This window comes from Salipiger sp. PrR003, assembly GCF_010500785.1.
In the GTDB taxonomy this organism is placed as follows: Bacteria; Pseudomonadota; Alphaproteobacteria; order Rhodobacterales; family Rhodobacteraceae; genus Salipiger; species Salipiger pacificus_A.
This window is the reverse complement of record NZ_JAAGOV010000028.1, coordinates 39,796-55,826: the sequence shown is the minus strand read 5'-3', so window position 1 is coordinate 55,826 and position 16,031 is coordinate 39,796. Positions and strand designations below refer to the sequence as shown.

Below are 16,031 nucleotides of genomic sequence, written 5' to 3'. Positions count from 1 at the left end.
TGTCCCTATCGTCTGGAAGTCGTGAATCAGGCGCGCTGCGGCCAGTGTCGGTGCAGTTCGTCGATGTGGAAGTCATGCGCGTGGACCTGCTCCGCGCCCTGCCCCGGATGGTCGCGCAGATGCGGATGGTCGGCCGGCAGGTCGGGGTGGCTGTGCGCCCGGACCAGCGGATCGGCGGCGGACCAGACGCGCAACGCGAGCAGGGTCACGGCGATCGACGCCAGCGAGAGTATACCCATCGCGTGGGCCGGGTCGATCGAAGCGCCGAGCCAGCCCGCGACGGGGTAGGCTAGCAACCAGCCGGCGTGGCTGAGCGAGAACTGCGCGGCAAAGACCGCCGGCCTGTCGCCGCTCCGGGCCGAGCGCGCCAGCACCAACCCACCCGGGGTCAGCACCAGCGAGGAAGCCAGCCCGAAACCGCTCCAGAGCAACATCAGCCCGGCCACCGGCGGCGCCGACACGAGGCTCAGAAAGATCCCGAGCGTGGCGAAAAGGAAGACCCCCGCAGACATGCAGCGGCGCTCATCGAGGCGTCGCACCAGCCGCGGCACGGTCATCGCGCCAATCGCAGCCCCGACGCCATAGCAGGTCATCAACAGCGTGTAGTAATGCTCGGCGTCTCCAAGGCGCCCCCCGGCAAAGACCACCGTGTTGACCAACACCCAGGCCATGGACAACGACAGCGCGAAGTTCAGCATAAAGAGCCCGCGCAACCGCGGCGTGAGCGCGTAGATGCGCAGGCCCTTCGAGACACGCTCAAGGAAGGGCGCCTTGTGCGAAACGTGGCTCGCCGGGAAGCGTGTGGTGAAGAGGAAGACCGCCGAGCCGAGGAAGCAGCCCGAGGCGAGGAAGAAAAGATCGTCCGCAGTCAGCACCTTCAGCGCCGCAGCCGCGATGACCGGACTGAGGATCGTTTCCAGCGTGTAGGCGATGCGCGACAGCGCCAGACCGCGGGAGTAGCTGTCCTCGTCCTCGAGCAGGTCCGGAAGCACCGACTGGAAGAGCGGCGTGAACCCGGAAGAGATTGCGAAGAACAAGAAGGCCAAAACCGCGATCTGCCAGCTCGAAAAAGCCAACCCCATGAGGGCAACGATGCCGAGGCGCAGGATGTCGATGGTCACCAACGTCGCCCTGCGGGGCCGGCGCGACAGCACTGTCTCGGCCAGCGGCGCGATCAGCACATAGGAGATCATCTTGAGCGCAAGAATGCCACCGAGAATGGTGCCCCCAGCTTCCGTGCCCCCGGCCTCGAAGGCGGTGAGCGAGAGAGAAACGGTCATCACCCCCACTCCGACCAGCGACAGGATGTGGGCGATGAAGAGATAGCGGAAGTTCCGCAGTCGAAGTGGCGAACTCCGCGCGATCATGTCAAAGGGCCCCGATGCGATTGCCAAAGATAGAACCGAGCCGAAGACGCCAAGCAAACGAAGTGCATTTCCTCGGAGATATCATACGACATTCCGGCTATGACCCTGCCCCTTTGTCTCTCGGTTTGCTTCAGACATGCAGCTAACTCCAAGCCCAAGGTAATGTCGACCAGAGCCCCAGCTCAAACGCCTTGAATTTATGCGAAAGAAAAGCAACTGCAAACGTCCGGTTATGCCATGGTTTTGCGGATATTTCCCACCACTCCCATGATCCGAGTACTAGAGCATGCGCCGCCCGCAACCTCTCAGAACACGTAGGTTGATACTTGACCAACAAATCTGGAAACTCACCACCTATTTTTACCTTTGCTGGTGAAATTTTCGCTCGTATGATCGAAAAATGGACCACAAACTCGATCAAATCGATTGCCGCATATTGGAGGAACTCCAGCGCGACTCTTCGCAGTCGCAGCGGGCACTCGCTGATCGGGTGGGTCTGTCGCAAAACGCCTGCTGGCGGCGCCTCAAGGCGCTCGAAGCGGCTGGAGTGATCCGCAACTACACGGTGCTTCTCGACCGCGAACGGCTCGGCGCCGGGCTGGTTGTCTTCGTGATGATCCGTACGCGCCATCACTCGGCAGGCTGGCTCGACCAGTTCCGCAAACATGTCTCGACGATCAAGGACGTGGTCGATTTCTTCCGCATTGGAGGCGAATACGATTACTTGCTGAAGATCGTGACGCGTGACATGTCCAGTTATGACGAATGTTACAAGCAACTCATTTCGAAGGTCGAACTAGAGACTGTGACCTCCTACTTTGCCATGGAAGCTATTGAGGAGCAGCGGCCGATCCCGCTGTCATGATTGCAAGATCTGCCGTCCTCCTTGACCGCCTGCAGGCGATCACCGAGGGCTGCCCCTTGCACGGTATGGGTGTTTCGCGGCCGGGCCCGTGGCAGGCCTGCAGCAGGGAGCCCGCGGCGACCGACCGATGGGCCGTCGCCGCTGCCGGTCATGACACCCCGAGCGCGTAATCTCCGGTGAAATACGCATAGACGCTGCGCGCCGCCGCAAAGACCAGCGCATCCGCCTCGGCCATGTACGACAGGTGCGCAGCGCTGCCGGCGTCGCCGTCGTCCGCCGCAAGCAGCCCGCCGGTGCTGTCGTAGAGCGCGAGTTCCGGATAGCTCAGCGGGTCGTCCCGGTCCGCGACGCCGCTCAGGTCGAACTGGTAGCTTCGCCCGGCCTCGAGCGACACACGCACCCAATCCTCGTCCCCGGCATATGCGATATCGCTGCGTAGGGTCTCTCCCACATCCAGCGTGGTCGAGGTCGAAGCATCTTCGGGGATCGCGTCGATCGCATCGGCGCGCGCGAGCGTCAGCTGGTAGGGGCCGACTCCAGTTCCAGCCTCGTGGCCGGAATCCGCGTCGACCTGCACGAAGACCGGTGTCTCGGCCGGGGCACGAAAGTAGACCGTGGCCAATGTGCCGCCGTAGCCGCGCGCGAGCACCGCGCCCGATGCGTCGACAAAAGACAGGTAGGGGTTCGTTCCCGGCGCACTGGAAAGTTCCGCGCGGTAGAGCGAGCCCGGCGCCATCTCCGCGCGAAACCAGTCGATGTCACCGGGGTAGCCAAGATCGCTCTCGACTGCCGCGGTCACCCCCAGCACCGCATCGGTGCTTACATGCCCCGCGATGCGGTCGAGATCTTCGGCCAGACCAACCGACAGGATGTAGCCCCCGATCTCTCCGCCGTAGAGATCATAGGCGTCGACAAAAAGCGGTCCGTTCCCCGTCGCGAGGAAAGGCAATTGCGCCACCGGCGCGCCGCTATCGTTGCTGCTGCCAAGGAACGCCCCCTCCGCCGAATGCAGATCGAGCCGCGGCGCGGCAATCGGCCGGTCCGACGCCGGATCACCGGTCATCGTGAAGACATAGAACTTCCCGGCCTCCGCTTCAAAACGGAACCGGTCGACATCCTCCAGGAACGAGAGTTCTCCCTTCTGGTCGGTGCCGAACTCGAGGCGGTGCAGCGTTGTGCCATCCGCGGGAACCTCGGGCTGCAAAAGGTCGGCGACACTGGCGCGCGCAGTATAGGCATCGGGAATATAGGCGAGCAGAACGTCCTCGCCGCAGCTCCGTGCCATCAGCCGCCAGTTCCTGACGTAGAGATCATCGGTCTCGACGCCGTCAATCTCAACGCGCAACCTGTCCACGCCGACCTCGAAATCGTAGAGCTTGTCGAAATGCTTGAGATCGGAAAGCACGACCACGTCGGCCCCTGGTCCGGTATAGATCACGTCGAGCCCCGGCCCCCCGAAGATCGTGTCGTCGCCCTCTCCGGCGCGGACCGTGTCCGCCCCGGAACCGGCGAAGATCAGGTCTTCGCCGCCGAGCGCCTCGATCCGATCCGAGCCGCCGAACCCCAGCAGCCGTTCGTCTGCATCGCTTCCCTTCAGCCGGTCGGCACCCTCGCTCCCGACCACATCGAGCAGCCTGTCCGTGAGGATAAGATAGTCGGTCCGCAGCGGCTCGCCCCCGCTGGGCGTGCCGACCAGTTCGATCCTGTCGCCCGGGGATAGATCGAGGTCCTCGATGACGCGCTCGGCAGCGCCGGCCCCGGTGACGATGGCGTCGCCGCAGGTCCCGTTCCAGAGCCAGTCGTCGACCTGGACGCCGTTCACGAGGACGCGCATCCGGCTCGCGCCATCGGTCTCGTCGAAATAGCCGATCGTCAGGCTGTAGGTGCCCTTGGGCCCCGAGAACCTGCCGGTGGCGATCGCCTCGCCGGACCCCGTGGCCTGCAGATAGGCCCCGCCCGAGGCCCAGACATTGTGCGACGGCGCGAAGCCGCCTTCGATGCCGAGCGCTTCGGCCTCGGTCCGGCCGGGCGCGATCTCGGCGAAGCAATGGCCTTGCGCGCCGTACTCGACCACGTAGCCGAAGCGCGAATTGGGGTTCGGCGGCACCCCGGCGTCAGCCCAGGTGCCAGACGGATAAAGCGCATGGGCCAGCAGGTAGTCCTCGCCCCCCACGTCGTTCGGCTCGTCCCCGCCCCAGTCGACGTAGCCGGTGGCGCCGCCGGAGCTGCTCCAGAACACCTGCCCCACCTCGGGACCGCCGGTCCAGCTCCAGATCCCCTCGCGCGCCGCATCAGACCCGCCAACCCAGACATTGGGCGGCGTCATCGACAGCACGAAGGCATTCTCCTCCTCCGAGGTGATCGTCGCCAGGTAGCCCGGCAGGCCAAGGTGATTGCGACCCTCGGCGTCGGCCCGGGCCTCGGCCCAAGCCAGCGGCTCCTCGACAAATTCATACCAATGGCCATTGCCGCCCTCGGCCTTGCTCCATTGCACGGGCCCTCCGAGCTGCTGCTCCTCGAAGCGGGCAATGAAGAGATCACGCTCGCCGTTTGTGTCGTCCGGGACGAGGTTCCTCGCGTAGCTCGTGAACAGCACGCCCGACCCATCCGGCACGAATTGCGGCCAGAAACTCTGCGCGTCACCGATCTCGCCCGCGACATTGGCCGACAGCACGGCGAGCGCGCCCGAGACGAGGTCTTTCACGAAGACATCCTGCGCGCCGTTGTCATCGCGCAGCGCGAGCTCGGCGGTATCGCTGTAGAAGGCGATCTTCGTGCCGTCCGGAGAGAACACCCCGCCATAGCTGTCGGCCTCCCACTGATTGCCGAGGCTGTCGATGGAGGCCAGCGTGATCTCTCCGGTCACGAGGTCCTTGATGAAGAGGTCCTGCGAACCGTTGCGGTCGCCTGCGACGAAATTCGTCGCGCGACTGGCAAACAGCAGCTTGCTGCCGTCGGGCGAAAAACTGCCTTCCGAGCTGTCGCCATTGCCCTCGGTCCCATCCGCCCCGACCGAAAGGCGCCGCACCGCGCCGGTGGTCAGATCCTTTGTGAAGATGTCGCGCACGCCGTTGCCGTCACCTTCGATCAGGTTGTCCGCAAGGCTCGAGAAGGCGAAGTTCGAACCGTCCGGCGTGAAACCGACCCCGACGCTGTAGTTGTTGGCAGCCTCGCCCGCGGCGTTGCTCGAGAGCATCCGGATATCGCCGCTGGCGATGTCCTTGAGGAAGACCGCGTCACCGACCATGGGAAGGCCCGGCACCAGGTTGGTGGCGTAGCTGGTAAAGGCGATCTGCGTCCCGTCGGGCGAGAAATGCGCGTAGAAGCTGGCGTCATTCCCCGGCTCACCGGCGGCGCTGGCAGAGACCAGCTTGTCCACGCCGGTGATCAGGTCCTTGAAGACCACCGTCTCCTGCGGACCTGTAATTCCGCCGATCGTGACAGCGAAGGTCGACGTGTAGGCCACGCGGGAGCCATCGGCGGAAATCGCGGGCTCGTAGCCTCCCGATTCGGGGTCCGCGATGCCCGGATCAAGCGTGAGCCGCTCAATCGCGCCGCTGGCCATCTCCTTGAGATAGATGTCGCCGTAGGAATTCCGATCATCGGGGACGAAGCCTGCGCCGGACTGCATCAGCAGCTTGGCACCGTCCGCGCTGAAGACCCCGCGAATGCTCGCGCCTTCGCCCTGCTCGCCGTCGCCACCTACCGAAACCCGCTCCACCGATACGACCTTCAGTTGCGTCGCCATGACCCAGCCCTCCCTTGGTCTGCCTGACGTGCTTCGATCCCCTGGCGTCGTCCGTCTCGGGGATCCCCGCATGAGACCACGCGCGCGCGCTCTTCCCGTTGACCTCGGTCAAGGCGGACCATCGAAATGGCCTCTGGTCGGTGGCAGACGCGGGGTCCCGCACTCGATCTGCCCTGTCGAAGAGCAAAAGCCCCGGCGCTGCCGGGGCGCTCGAATGTCGTGACTGCAGGGCTCGCCCCGTCGGCATCCGCCCGGCGCAAAGGCCGGGGGGCGCTCTCATGCCAGGGAGAGAGCCGCGTCGACACGGGCACTTCGGAAGAGCCCCGCAGGGTCGTAGCACCACTGAAGCGCCTCGATCCGGTGCCGGGCCTCCTCGGAGAGCGTCGCCTTGATCGCGCGGTGCAACCGCCGGGCAGAGAACCCCGGCCAGGCAATTGCGATACTCCTGCGCCAGCCGCGCTTCCGGCTCGCGCGGCCCCTAGACCGGCACCTCGAGCCCGCGCTCGAGGTGTTTCCCCACCGTCTTGCGATCCAGCCCGGTCTGCCGCGCGATCGCGCTGACGCCGAGGCCCTGCCGTTTCAATTCCAAGATCATCACGATCTCCCTCAGTTCCACCACCCGCGCGCCCTTCCATTGGCATCAGCAGGGATAATTCTGCGTCGCCGATGGTCCGGGGGGCATGCCCCCCGGACCATCGTCAACAGCGCCAAACTGGGGAAATTTTATCCAGCGCTTTTGGGGAGATTACGTCCAGCACTCACGCCCAGATCCCCGAGGCGGTGATCCACCATGAGCTGCGGGATGCCCTTCGAGCAGCGCTCGACCCGCGCCTCGACCTCGAAGATGTCGCGCAAAAGCGCGGGCGTGATCACCTCGCCCGTCGGCCCGCAGGCCGCGAGTCCGCCCTCGGCGATCACCAGGCAGGCGTCGGTGAAGCGCAGCGCGTGACCGAGGTCGTGCTGGGCGATCATCACCAGCAACCCCTGCTCGCGTGCGAGGCTGCGCATGAGCGTCTGCAGTCCGATCTGCCGCGACAGGTCAAGCGCCGAGGTCGGCTCGTCCATCAGCACGATCTGCGGACGCTGCACCAGCGCCTGCGCCACGCCCACGATCTGCCGCTGGCCGCCGCTGAGGTCGCCCACAGGACGGCCGCGCAGTCGCCCCATGTCAAGCAGGGCGATCACCCGGTCGACCTCGGCATGATCCTCGCCCGAGACCTGCAGCCGCCGCCCCTGCATGCGCGCCAGCAGCACCGCCTCGTAAACCGAGAGCGCCGGGCGCCCGCCGTCATCCTGCGGCATGTAGGCGATGGGACGGGGTGACGACGCACCCTCGATGCGGACCTCGCCCGCCCCCTTCAAAATGCCGAAGATACGGCGAAAGAGCGTCGACTTGCCCGCCCCGTTCGGCCCCAGCAGAGAAACCACCTGCCCGCCGGTCAGCTTGGGCGTCGTGATGCCCGACAGCACCTCGCGCCCGCCGTAGCTGGCGCCCAAATCCCGCAGCTCGAGGCTTACCATGCGCTGCCCCTCCGGCTGAGGATGAGGTAGAGGAAGAAGGGGATGCCGACGATCGCTGTGACGATGCCGATCGGGATCACCGTGCCGGGGATGGCCATCTTCGACAGCACCGAGCCTACCGACAGGATCAGCGCACCCGACAGCGCCGCACCGGGCAGCAGGAAGCGTTGATCTTCGCCCAACAGCATCCGCGCGATGTGCGGGCCGACGAGCCCGATGAACCCGATGGTGCCGACGAAGGAGACCGAGATCGCGGCCAGCAGGCTGACGATCATCAGCACCTCAAGCCGCACCCGGCCCGGGCGCACCCCCATGCTCTCGGCCTTGGCATCGCCGAGCCGCATGGCGGTCAGCGCCCAGCCCCGTCGAGTCAGGAGCGGCAGCGAGAGCGCCAGGGCGGCCGAGGCGATGGCGAGCTTTGGCCAGGTGGCCTTGGTGAGGCTGCCCATGGTCCAGAAGACCACGGCCGCCACCGCCTGCTGGCTGGCAAAGAACTGGATCAGCGACATCAGCGCGTTGAAGATGAAGACAAGCGCGATACCGAGCAGGACAATCGTCTCGCTGGTCACACCGCGCCGCAGGCTCAGCGCGTAGATCGCCAGCGCGGTCAGCATCGCCATCAGAAAGGCGTTGACCGGAATGATGTAGTCCACGGCGAAAGGAAAGAGCGCCACGCCAAAGGCCAGCGCCAGCGCGGCGCCGAAGCCCGCCCCCGCCGAGATGCCCAGCGTAAAGGGACTTGCGAGCGGGTTGTTGAGGATACTCTGCATCTGCGTGCCTGCGACCGACAGGCTCGCGCCGACCACCAGCGCCATCAGCGCCACGGGCATGCGGATATCCCAGACGATCACCTTCATGCGCTCATCCACCGAGCCGGGGCTGACCAGCGTGCGGGCCACATCGGCCAGCGCATAGCGCGCCGGGCCAAGCGCGAGATCGGCGCAGAAGGCCAGCCCGAGGGCAAGGCCGAGGCCCAGCAGGATCAACTGCCTGCGAAGCACGAGGGCGCGATAGAAATCGCGCCCGGTCTCCGATCCGGTTGCGGTCCCGAGATCAGTCATCGCTCAGCGAGACCCAGTAGCCAGGCGTGTAGTCCACCGGCAGGAATCGCGTGTGAAGTTCCTTCAGCGTCGCCTCGGGGTCGAGGTCCGCGAAAAGCTCGGGATGCAGCCATGTGGCGATCTTCTGCACGGCAACAAAGTAATACGGATTGTCGTAGAACTGATGCCAGATAGCGTGGAACTCGCCGGTCTCGACGGCATTGATGCCGGTCATCGCGGTGCGCTGGGTGAGCGCCTCGAGCTTGCCGCGCGCCACGTCCATGTCAGAGCCCGGCCCCATGCCGACCCAGTTGCCACCGGGAACGTAAGCGTCCCACTGGCCGCCAGTGACGATCACCTGGTCGGGATTGGCGGCAATGATCTGCTCGGGATTCAGCGTGCCAAAGGTCGAGGGCAGGATATCGCCCGCGATATTTGTCCCCCCGGCGATCTCGACGTAGTCGCCGAAGTTGCCGGGACCAAAGGTCATGCAGCAATCGTCCGAGTAGCCGCCCGCGCGGTCGACAAAGACCTTGGGCCGGTCGAACTCTGCACCCTCAAGCGTGTCGGTCACCCGGGCCATCTGCGCTTCGACAAAGTCGATGTACTCTTCCGCCTGCGCTTCCTTGCCGGTCACCTTACCCATGATGCGCATGGCCTCGACGCTATGCGCCATCGGATCCTCGCGGAAATCGACATAGGCAATCGAGATGCCGAGCTTGGCCAATTTCTCGTCGTAGCCCGCGTCCTCGGTCGCCGCCTTGGCTTCGAGGTTCATCAGCACCAGCTGCGGCTTCAGCGCTGCAGCCTGCTCGACGTCGAAAGTGCCGTCCTTGAAACCGCCGAATGTGGGCAGATCCTTCAGTTGCGGAAATTTCTCGGCGTAGATGTGGTAGCTGGCGGGGTCCGCCTCCAGCAGGTCCTGACGCCAACCGACGACGCGCTCGAAGGGATCCTCGCGGTCGAGAATGCCAAGCAGATAGACCTGCCGCCCCTCGCCGAGGATCATGCGCTCCACAGGAGCTTCGACGGTGACCTCGCGCCCGGCGATGTCGGTAAAGGTCACGGGATCGGCCAGCGCTGCACCGGCGTGAAGGGTGAAGATCAGGGCCGCGAGGCCGGCAAGACGGTGCATCATCGAACTATCCTGTACGCAGGTCGAACTCGCGGCGGGCCTAAGTTATTTGACTAAATGAATCAACAATAATTCCCTACTGAAAAAGTCATTTTTTCGCGATGGGAAGGCGAAGGCGGGATGACCAGACCCGAAAGGGCTGGCAACACCGGTCGCCACGGACCTTGCGACTGCTGAGTGAGCGCCCGTTTTATGCTAGTATTGCGCAACCAGGCGGCGATTCTGAACTGAGCGTCTCCCTCTTCTTCGATCGCCCGTTTCATTCCGGCCGCCAAGAGTTGCACCGCGGGAGGAAGAAATGACCACGATTACGTTGAACGGCGTCGAGCAGGTCTTCGACGAAGATCCCACCATGCCGCTTCTCTGGGCCATCCGGGATATCGCCGGGCTCACCGGCACGAAATACGGCTGCGGCGCCGGGCTCTGCGGGGCCTGCACCGTGCATGTCGAGGGCAAGGCGGTGCGCGCCTGCCAGACCAGCCTGCGCGCTGTCGACGGCAAGGCGGTCACAACGATCGAGGGGCTCGACGCCGAGGGCAACCACCCCGTCCAAGTTGCCTGGCGCGATCTCAACGTGCCGCAATGCGGCTTCTGCCAGCCAGGCCAGATTATGCAGGCCGCGGCCTTTCTTGGCGAGACCCCGAAGCCGACCGACGCGGAGATCCTCGCCGCCATGTCCGGCAACGTCTGCCGCTGCGGCTGCTACCAGCGCATCGTCGATGCCGTCCGCCACGCCAGCACGGGGATCTGAGCCATGCTGAAATATCTTGAACCGCTTCTCGAAACAGGCGCCGCCAGCGTGCGGCTCGCCAAGGTGACCCGCCGCGGCTTTCTGGGGACCACCGGCGCCTTTGCGCTGGCCGCCTATGCGATGCCTGCCCGCGCCTTCGAGACCTATGACACCGGTGGCTCGGGCATGGAGCACGGGATCGTCGAGGATCCGCTGGTCTTCGTGTCGATCAACCCAGATGGCACGGTCACGCTGGTCGCCCATCGCTCCGAGATGGGCACTGGCAGCCGGACGTCGATCCCGATGGTCATGGCCGACGAGATGGAGGCCGACTGGTCCCGCGTGAAAATCGTGCAGGCCCCTGGCGACGAGCCGAAATACGGCAACCAGGACACCGACGGCTCGCGCTCGATGCGCCACCACATACAGATGGCGCGGAAGATCGGCGGCGCGGTGCGTACCATGCTCGCCCGCGCCGCCGCCGAGGAGTGGGGCGTCGATCCGGCGCAAGTTACCGTCGAGATGCATGAGGTGAAGGGCCCCTCGGGCCAGAGCCTCGGCTTCGGCGAACTGGCCGCGGCGGCGATGGCCCAGCCGGTACCCGCGCATGAGGAGGTCACCTACAAGACCGAAGCCCAGTTCCGCTACGTCGGCAGGGGCGAGGTGCAGATCACCGACCTTCACGACATCACCACCGGCAGTGCGGTCTACGGTGCCGATGTGATCCTGCCCGGGATGAAATACGCGGTGATCGCCCGACCTCCGGTGGTTGGCGGCAAGGCGCTTTCCTTCGACGCCGCCGAAGCGCTGAAAGTGCCCGGAGTCGAAAGCGTGCACGAACTGCCCTATGCCTCGATGCCGACGCAGTTCGCCCCTCTCGGCGGGATCGCCGTGGTGGCCAGCAACACCTGGGCCGCAACGCAGGGACGCGAACGGCTGAAAGTCGCATGGGAGCCCGGGCCGCACGGCGGATACAGCTCCGAGCCCTACATGGCCGAGATGGTCGCGACTTCCGAGCAGCCCGGCACCGTTGCCCGCGACCAGGGCGACGTCGATGCCGCGCTTGCCGGTGCCGCGAAGACCTTCACCGGCACCTACACGCAGGACCATGTCGCGCATATCCCAATGGAGCCGCCGGCGGCCATCGCCAACTACACCGCCGAAGGCCTGGAGATATGGGCGCCGGTGCAAAGCCCCTACACCACGCGCAAGGATGCCGCCAAGGCGGTCGGGCTCGACCCGGAGATGGTACGGGTGAACGTCACGCTGCTCGGCGGCGGCTTCGGCCGGAAATCCAAGGCTGACTATGTCGCCGAAGCGGCGCTTCTCTCGAAGGAGATCGGCGCCCCGGTGCGCGTGCAATGCACGCGCGAGGACGACGTGAAGCACTCCTTCTACCACACGACCTCGGCGGAGCGCATCGACGTCGCGCTCGACGAGAGCGGCAGGGTCACGGGCTGGCGGCACCGCTCGGTAGCACCGTCGATCCTATCGACCTTCGCCCCCGACGAGGGCAACGTGCTGCCGCTCGAGCTGGCGATGGGGATGACCGACCTGCCCTTCGATCTGCCCAACATCCGCTGCGAACATGGCAAGGCGCTGGCCCACACGAGAATCGGCTGGTTCCGCTCGGTCTCGAACATTCCGCACGCTTGGGCCATCGGCTCCTGCGTAGGTGAACTGGCGCATGAACTCGGCAAGGACCAGCGGCAGATGTGGCTCGAGCTGATCGGCGCGCCGCGCAGCCTCGACCTCAAGGCGGCTGGCCTGCCCGAGGACTTCTGGAATTACGGAGAGCCCATCGCCGAATTCCCAATCGAGACCGGGCGGCTCGCCGATGTCCTCAATATCGCCGCCGATGGCATCGGCTACGGCAAGGAACTGCCCGAGGGCGAGGGCATCGGCCTCGCGGTGCACCGAAGCTTCGTCTCCTACGTGGCCTGCGCGGCGCGGGTAAAGGTGGCGGACGGGCGGATCACCGTGCCCGAGATGCACATGGCGATCGACTGCGGCTTTGCGGCGAACCCCGAGCGCATCGAGAGCCAGCTGCAGGGCGCGGCGGTCATGGGCATGACAGTGGCGCTGCATTCGGGGATCACCTTCGAGGACGGGGCAGTGATGCAGTCGAACTATTACGACTACGACGTCGTCCGCTCCGACAACTTCCCGACAGTGGTCACCCACATCGTGCCGCATCCCTTCTCGGTGCACGCCACCGGCGTGGGCGAGCCGGGGGTGCCGCCTGTCGCACCGGCCATCGCGAACGGGCTCTTCGCCGCGACCGGCGAGCGCCGCCGTCACCTGCCCATGGGCGTGGAGGCGTAGGACATGCGGGCCCGCGCCTGGTTCGCGGGTGCGGGCTACAAAACATGAGTCGATGCGCCGCTCGAAGAGCCGATCTTCGGCGGTGCGAGACCGCATCTCAGGATGGAACGTGGCGCCTCACGCGGGGCCCTTCTTCATGAAATGGGAGTTGCCTCCTCGCACCTGCGCCCAAATCACCGGCGCGGGGTGCGGAGCATCTCGGTGATCGGATAGCGCGCCGCCACGGTGTTCAGCCCCTGCCAGACCTGGGCCAAGGCCTCGGCGGTGAGGGGGGCGTCTGGCAGAAGGTAGCTTTCTCCTGCCGCGAAGGGCGCCGCGAGTGGCTCGGAGACCAGCGGCTTGCCCGCGAGGTGCGCCATCAGAACCCGCGGCACCTCGGTATAGGCCCCGGGAAGCGAGTGGAGGTTGAGCATCGCCGCCCCCGAGGCAATGGCTTGGTCAATCTCGTCGATGCCCGCCTTCATCGGCAGCGCGCGGACATCCCGGATCTGCGCGAGCTTGGCCTGCCGCTCGGCGTTGAGATTGCCGACAAAGACCAGCCCCTCGCCCGGGCTCTGCGCCCGCGGACCCGGACCGAAAACATAGGGGCCGAAGAGGAACCGCCGGGGCAGAAGCCGCGGCAGAAGGCCGTAGAATGGCCGGTTCTGGGGATTCCAATCGACGAAGAGGTCGGCCTGCAGGGCCAGCCGCGCGATGCGCCTGCGGGTCAGCTTGGTTTCTATGGCGCGGCCGTCCGCGTCGAGGATCTGTTCGGTCTGCACCACCACGAGCCGCCGCCCCCGGCTCCGTGGAATCCGCCGCGCGCGATGCGCGCCGAGCCAGATGTCGGTGGGGCCGAAACTCTCGGAGAGCGTGGCGAGACTGCCGCTCAGCGTGCGCGCCACGAGCGCCAGCGTGCGGTGCGTGGTCAGAAACCGCAGCTCGCCGACCTCGAGCGTTTCGATCGCCTTTGCCATGGCGCTTCCCCCTATACACGCAGGCCGGGCTAGCGCATCCAAGGCCCCCGGACAAGGCGAACCGCCGCGCAGGTCGCAAGACCCTGCGCGCGTGCCGAGCCGCTACCGGCGGCCCACGGGCCTCAGGCTGTCAAAGGCCTTGCCCGTTGCCTCGTGATACTCCTGCTCGTCCCAGAAACCGATCAGGATGCCGGTCTCCGCCGCAACCTTCTGCCGCGCCAGCACTGCGGGCGTGGCGGTGATACGGGTATGGTGCCGCCGGGACCAGTCGAGCAGCGCCGCCTCCAGTCGCGCGCGGACCTGAACATGCTCCGGTGCCTCCGAGGCGCCAATGTCCACCAGTTCGCCGGGGTCCGTCTCCAGATCGAAAAGAACCGGCCGGAACCCCTCGCAGCGGATAAATTTCCAGCGTCCGTCGAAGATCATCACCGTATGCGCCTCTTCCTGCGGCTGGCCGAGGGTGCGGGCCATGTCGGACCAGTGATAATCGTGTTCGCTGATCGCATAGCGGCGCGAGATGTCTCCGGTGCCGTGCAGGATCGGCGTCAGGTCGCGGCCCTCGATCACATGCGGCTTGGGCGGACAGCCGAGCGCGGCCATGAAGGTCGGCGCAAGGTCGATCATCTCGACCAGCGCGTCCGACACAAGGCCGCGCGTGCCGTCGGCCTCGGGGCGCGGGTCGGCGATGATCAGCGGCACTTTCACCGCCATCTCGTGGTAGAAATCCTTGTCGCCCATCCAGTGGTCGCCCATGTAATCGCCGTGATCCGAGGTGAAGGCGACGATGGTGGTCTCGCTCAGCCCCTCCGCGTCCATCCAGGCAAACAGCCGCCCGAGGTTGTCGTCGAGCTGTTTGATCAGACCCATATAGGCCGGGATCACGTGCTCGCGGACAGGGTCGCGCGAGAAACTGCGGCAGACCCTTGCGCCGTGGTAGGCGCGCAGCAGCGGGTGATCGGTCTCGCGCTCTGCCTCGGAGCGGACGGGCGGCACGATGTGGCTCTCGTCATACATGTCGTGGTAGGGCGCGGGCACAATATAGGGCCAGTGCGGCTTAATATAGGACAGGTGGCACACCCAGGGGCGGCCGTCTGCCTGCGCCTCGCGCATGAAGTCCATCGCGCGGTCGGTCATATAGGCGGTTTCCGAATGCTCCTCGGGGACATTGGCGGCAAGCCGCGAGTTCTTCAGCAGCCAGGCCGAGAGCAACTCGCCATCGTCGTCGAGCCCCGAGTTGGCAAAATCCTCCCAGGGGTTTTCGGAGCTGTAGCCCTGCGCCACGAGGTAGTCGTCATAGGCGGACCAGTTCTGCCGCGGGCTGTCCGGGTGCAGACCGTCGTCGCGCTCAAAGGGCTCGAAGCCGCATTCCGAAACACGCACCCCGATCTCGCTGTCCGGATCGATGCCGAGCCAGGCCATTCCCTCGGCATCGGCGGTCATGTGGGTCTTTCCCACCAGCACCGCGCGGGCGCCCACCTCGCGCAGGTGATCGCCCAGCGTCGGCTCGCCGACCCGCAACGGCATGCCGTTCCAGGTCGACCCGTGGCTGCGCACGTAGCGACCGGTGTAGGCCGACATCCGCGACGGGCCGCAGACCGGCGACTGCACGTAGGCGTTGGAAAAGCGCACCCCCCGCGCCGCCAGGGCGTCGATATGCGGCGTATGCAGGTAAGGGTGGCCGGTGCAGCTGAGATAGTCGAAGCGGAGCTGGTCCGCCATGATCCACAGAACGTTGGGGGGCTTGGTCACTTTGCGCTTTCCTCCGTCAGCACGTCGTCCACGGGTCTGCGCAGGAAGGTCTCGAGCCGGTCGAGATAACCCACGAAGATCCTGATTTCCTCTTCGGAAAATACCTCGCGCAGGGCGGCGCGGCGGCGCGCCATCACCGGCGCCGCACGGGCATAGGCGGCGCGGCCCGGCGGAGCGATCTCGACAATGGTCTGCCGCCCGTCGCCCTCATCCCGGCGCATGGTCACATAGCCCTTGCGCCGCATCTCGGGCAGCGCCCGGCTCAGCAGAGAATGATCTGCCCGCTGGGTCGCCGCGAGATCGCGGATGGTCATCGGCCCGACCTCGTGGAGATCCCAAAGCGTGCGCCATTCCACGATCGAGAGCCCGCCGCCCCGCTGCAGGAACTGCTGCCCCTGCGAGCGCGACGCGGCGTAGATCGCCGGCAGGCGGGAAAAGACGTTGTAGTCCTCCCGCGCCCGGCGCTGCGCGATGCGTGCGGCATCCCGTTTGCTCGCATTGGTCATGATGAGCCTCCCGTTGCCCCGATAAAGCCCGAATAAATAATACGTGACAAGTCATATATATTCTGCGAGCGTTTCCCCTACGTCCCCGG

11 protein-coding genes and 1 pseudogene are annotated in these 16,031 nt (G+C 65.8%); 3 read left to right on the top strand and 9 right to left on the bottom strand.

Going from position 1 to position 16,031, the window contains the following annotated elements:
• Positions 1-26: 26 nt before the first annotated feature.
• A complete protein-coding gene (locus G0D83_RS05470; protein WP_164190370.1) occupies positions 27-1,367 on the bottom strand; it encodes an MFS transporter in 1,341 nt (446 codons plus the stop codon).
• A gap of 400 nt (positions 1,368-1,767) precedes the next feature.
• Here G0D83_RS05470 and G0D83_RS05465 point away from each other — a divergent pair, with 400 nt between their 5' ends.
• Complete coding sequence (locus G0D83_RS05465) at positions 1,768-2,232, top strand: Lrp/AsnC family transcriptional regulator (protein WP_164190368.1); 465 nt, start codon at positions 1,768-1,770, stop codon at positions 2,230-2,232.
• Positions 2,233-2,380: 148 nt separating this feature from the next.
• On the opposite strand, the gene G0D83_RS05460 is transcribed toward G0D83_RS05465, so the two are convergent.
• The 5 genes and pseudogenes from G0D83_RS05460 to G0D83_RS05440 form a co-directional block, all read right to left on the bottom strand.
• The gene (locus G0D83_RS05460) at positions 2,381-5,980 is read right to left on the bottom strand and encodes a PD40 domain-containing protein (protein WP_164190366.1); all 3,600 of its coding nucleotides are present in this window, start codon (positions 5,978-5,980) and stop codon (positions 2,381-2,383) included.
• Between the two features lie 481 nt (positions 5,981-6,461).
• Positions 6,462-6,599 (bottom strand): annotated as a pseudogene (locus G0D83_RS32705) (IS21 family transposase); the annotation flags it as partial.
• A gap of 104 nt (positions 6,600-6,703) precedes the next feature.
• Positions 6,704-7,501: an ABC transporter ATP-binding protein gene (locus G0D83_RS05450; RefSeq protein WP_164190361.1), complete on the bottom strand. Its 798-nt coding sequence runs from the start codon at positions 7,499-7,501 to the stop codon at positions 6,704-6,706.
• Complete coding sequence (locus tag G0D83_RS05445) at positions 7,495-8,562, bottom strand: iron ABC transporter permease (RefSeq protein WP_164190359.1); 1,068 nt, start codon at positions 8,560-8,562, stop codon at positions 7,495-7,497. The genes G0D83_RS05450 and G0D83_RS05445 overlap by 7 nt, the downstream gene beginning before the upstream one ends.
• Entirely contained in the window at positions 8,555-9,679 is a 1,125-nt protein-coding gene (locus G0D83_RS05440; RefSeq protein ID WP_164190357.1) for an ABC transporter substrate-binding protein, read from the bottom strand. Before G0D83_RS05440 ends, G0D83_RS05445 begins: the two co-directional genes overlap by 8 nt.
• A 295-nt stretch (positions 9,680-9,974) precedes the next feature.
• Here G0D83_RS05440 and G0D83_RS05435 point away from each other — a divergent pair, with 295 nt between their 5' ends.
• Positions 9,975-10,427, top strand: a complete 453-nt coding sequence (locus G0D83_RS05435; RefSeq protein WP_164190354.1) for a (2Fe-2S)-binding protein — start codon at positions 9,975-9,977, stop codon at positions 10,425-10,427.
• Between the two features lie 3 nt (positions 10,428-10,430).
• Positions 10,431-12,731, top strand: coding sequence for a molybdopterin cofactor-binding domain-containing protein (locus tag G0D83_RS05430; protein ID WP_164190352.1), 2,301 nt, complete (start codon positions 10,431-10,433; stop codon positions 12,729-12,731).
• A gap of 173 nt (positions 12,732-12,904) precedes the next feature.
• Here G0D83_RS05430 and G0D83_RS05425 read toward each other — a convergent pair whose 3' ends face one another.
• The 3 genes from G0D83_RS05425 to G0D83_RS05415 form a co-directional block, all read right to left on the bottom strand.
• Positions 12,905-13,687 carry a hypothetical protein gene (locus G0D83_RS05425; RefSeq protein WP_164190349.1) on the bottom strand — a complete coding sequence of 261 codons (783 nt, stop codon included), beginning with the start codon at positions 13,685-13,687 and terminating at the stop codon, positions 12,905-12,907.
• A gap of 102 nt (positions 13,688-13,789) precedes the next feature.
• On the bottom strand, positions 13,790-15,436 hold the full coding sequence (locus G0D83_RS05420) for a sulfatase-like hydrolase/transferase (RefSeq protein WP_164190347.1): 1,647 nt from the start codon (positions 15,434-15,436) through the stop codon (positions 13,790-13,792).
• On the bottom strand, positions 15,433-15,942 hold the full coding sequence (locus G0D83_RS05415; RefSeq protein WP_164190345.1) for a MarR family winged helix-turn-helix transcriptional regulator: 510 nt from the start codon (positions 15,940-15,942) through the stop codon (positions 15,433-15,435). The genes G0D83_RS05420 and G0D83_RS05415 overlap by 4 nt, the downstream gene beginning before the upstream one ends.
• Positions 15,943-16,031 lie beyond the last annotated feature (89 nt).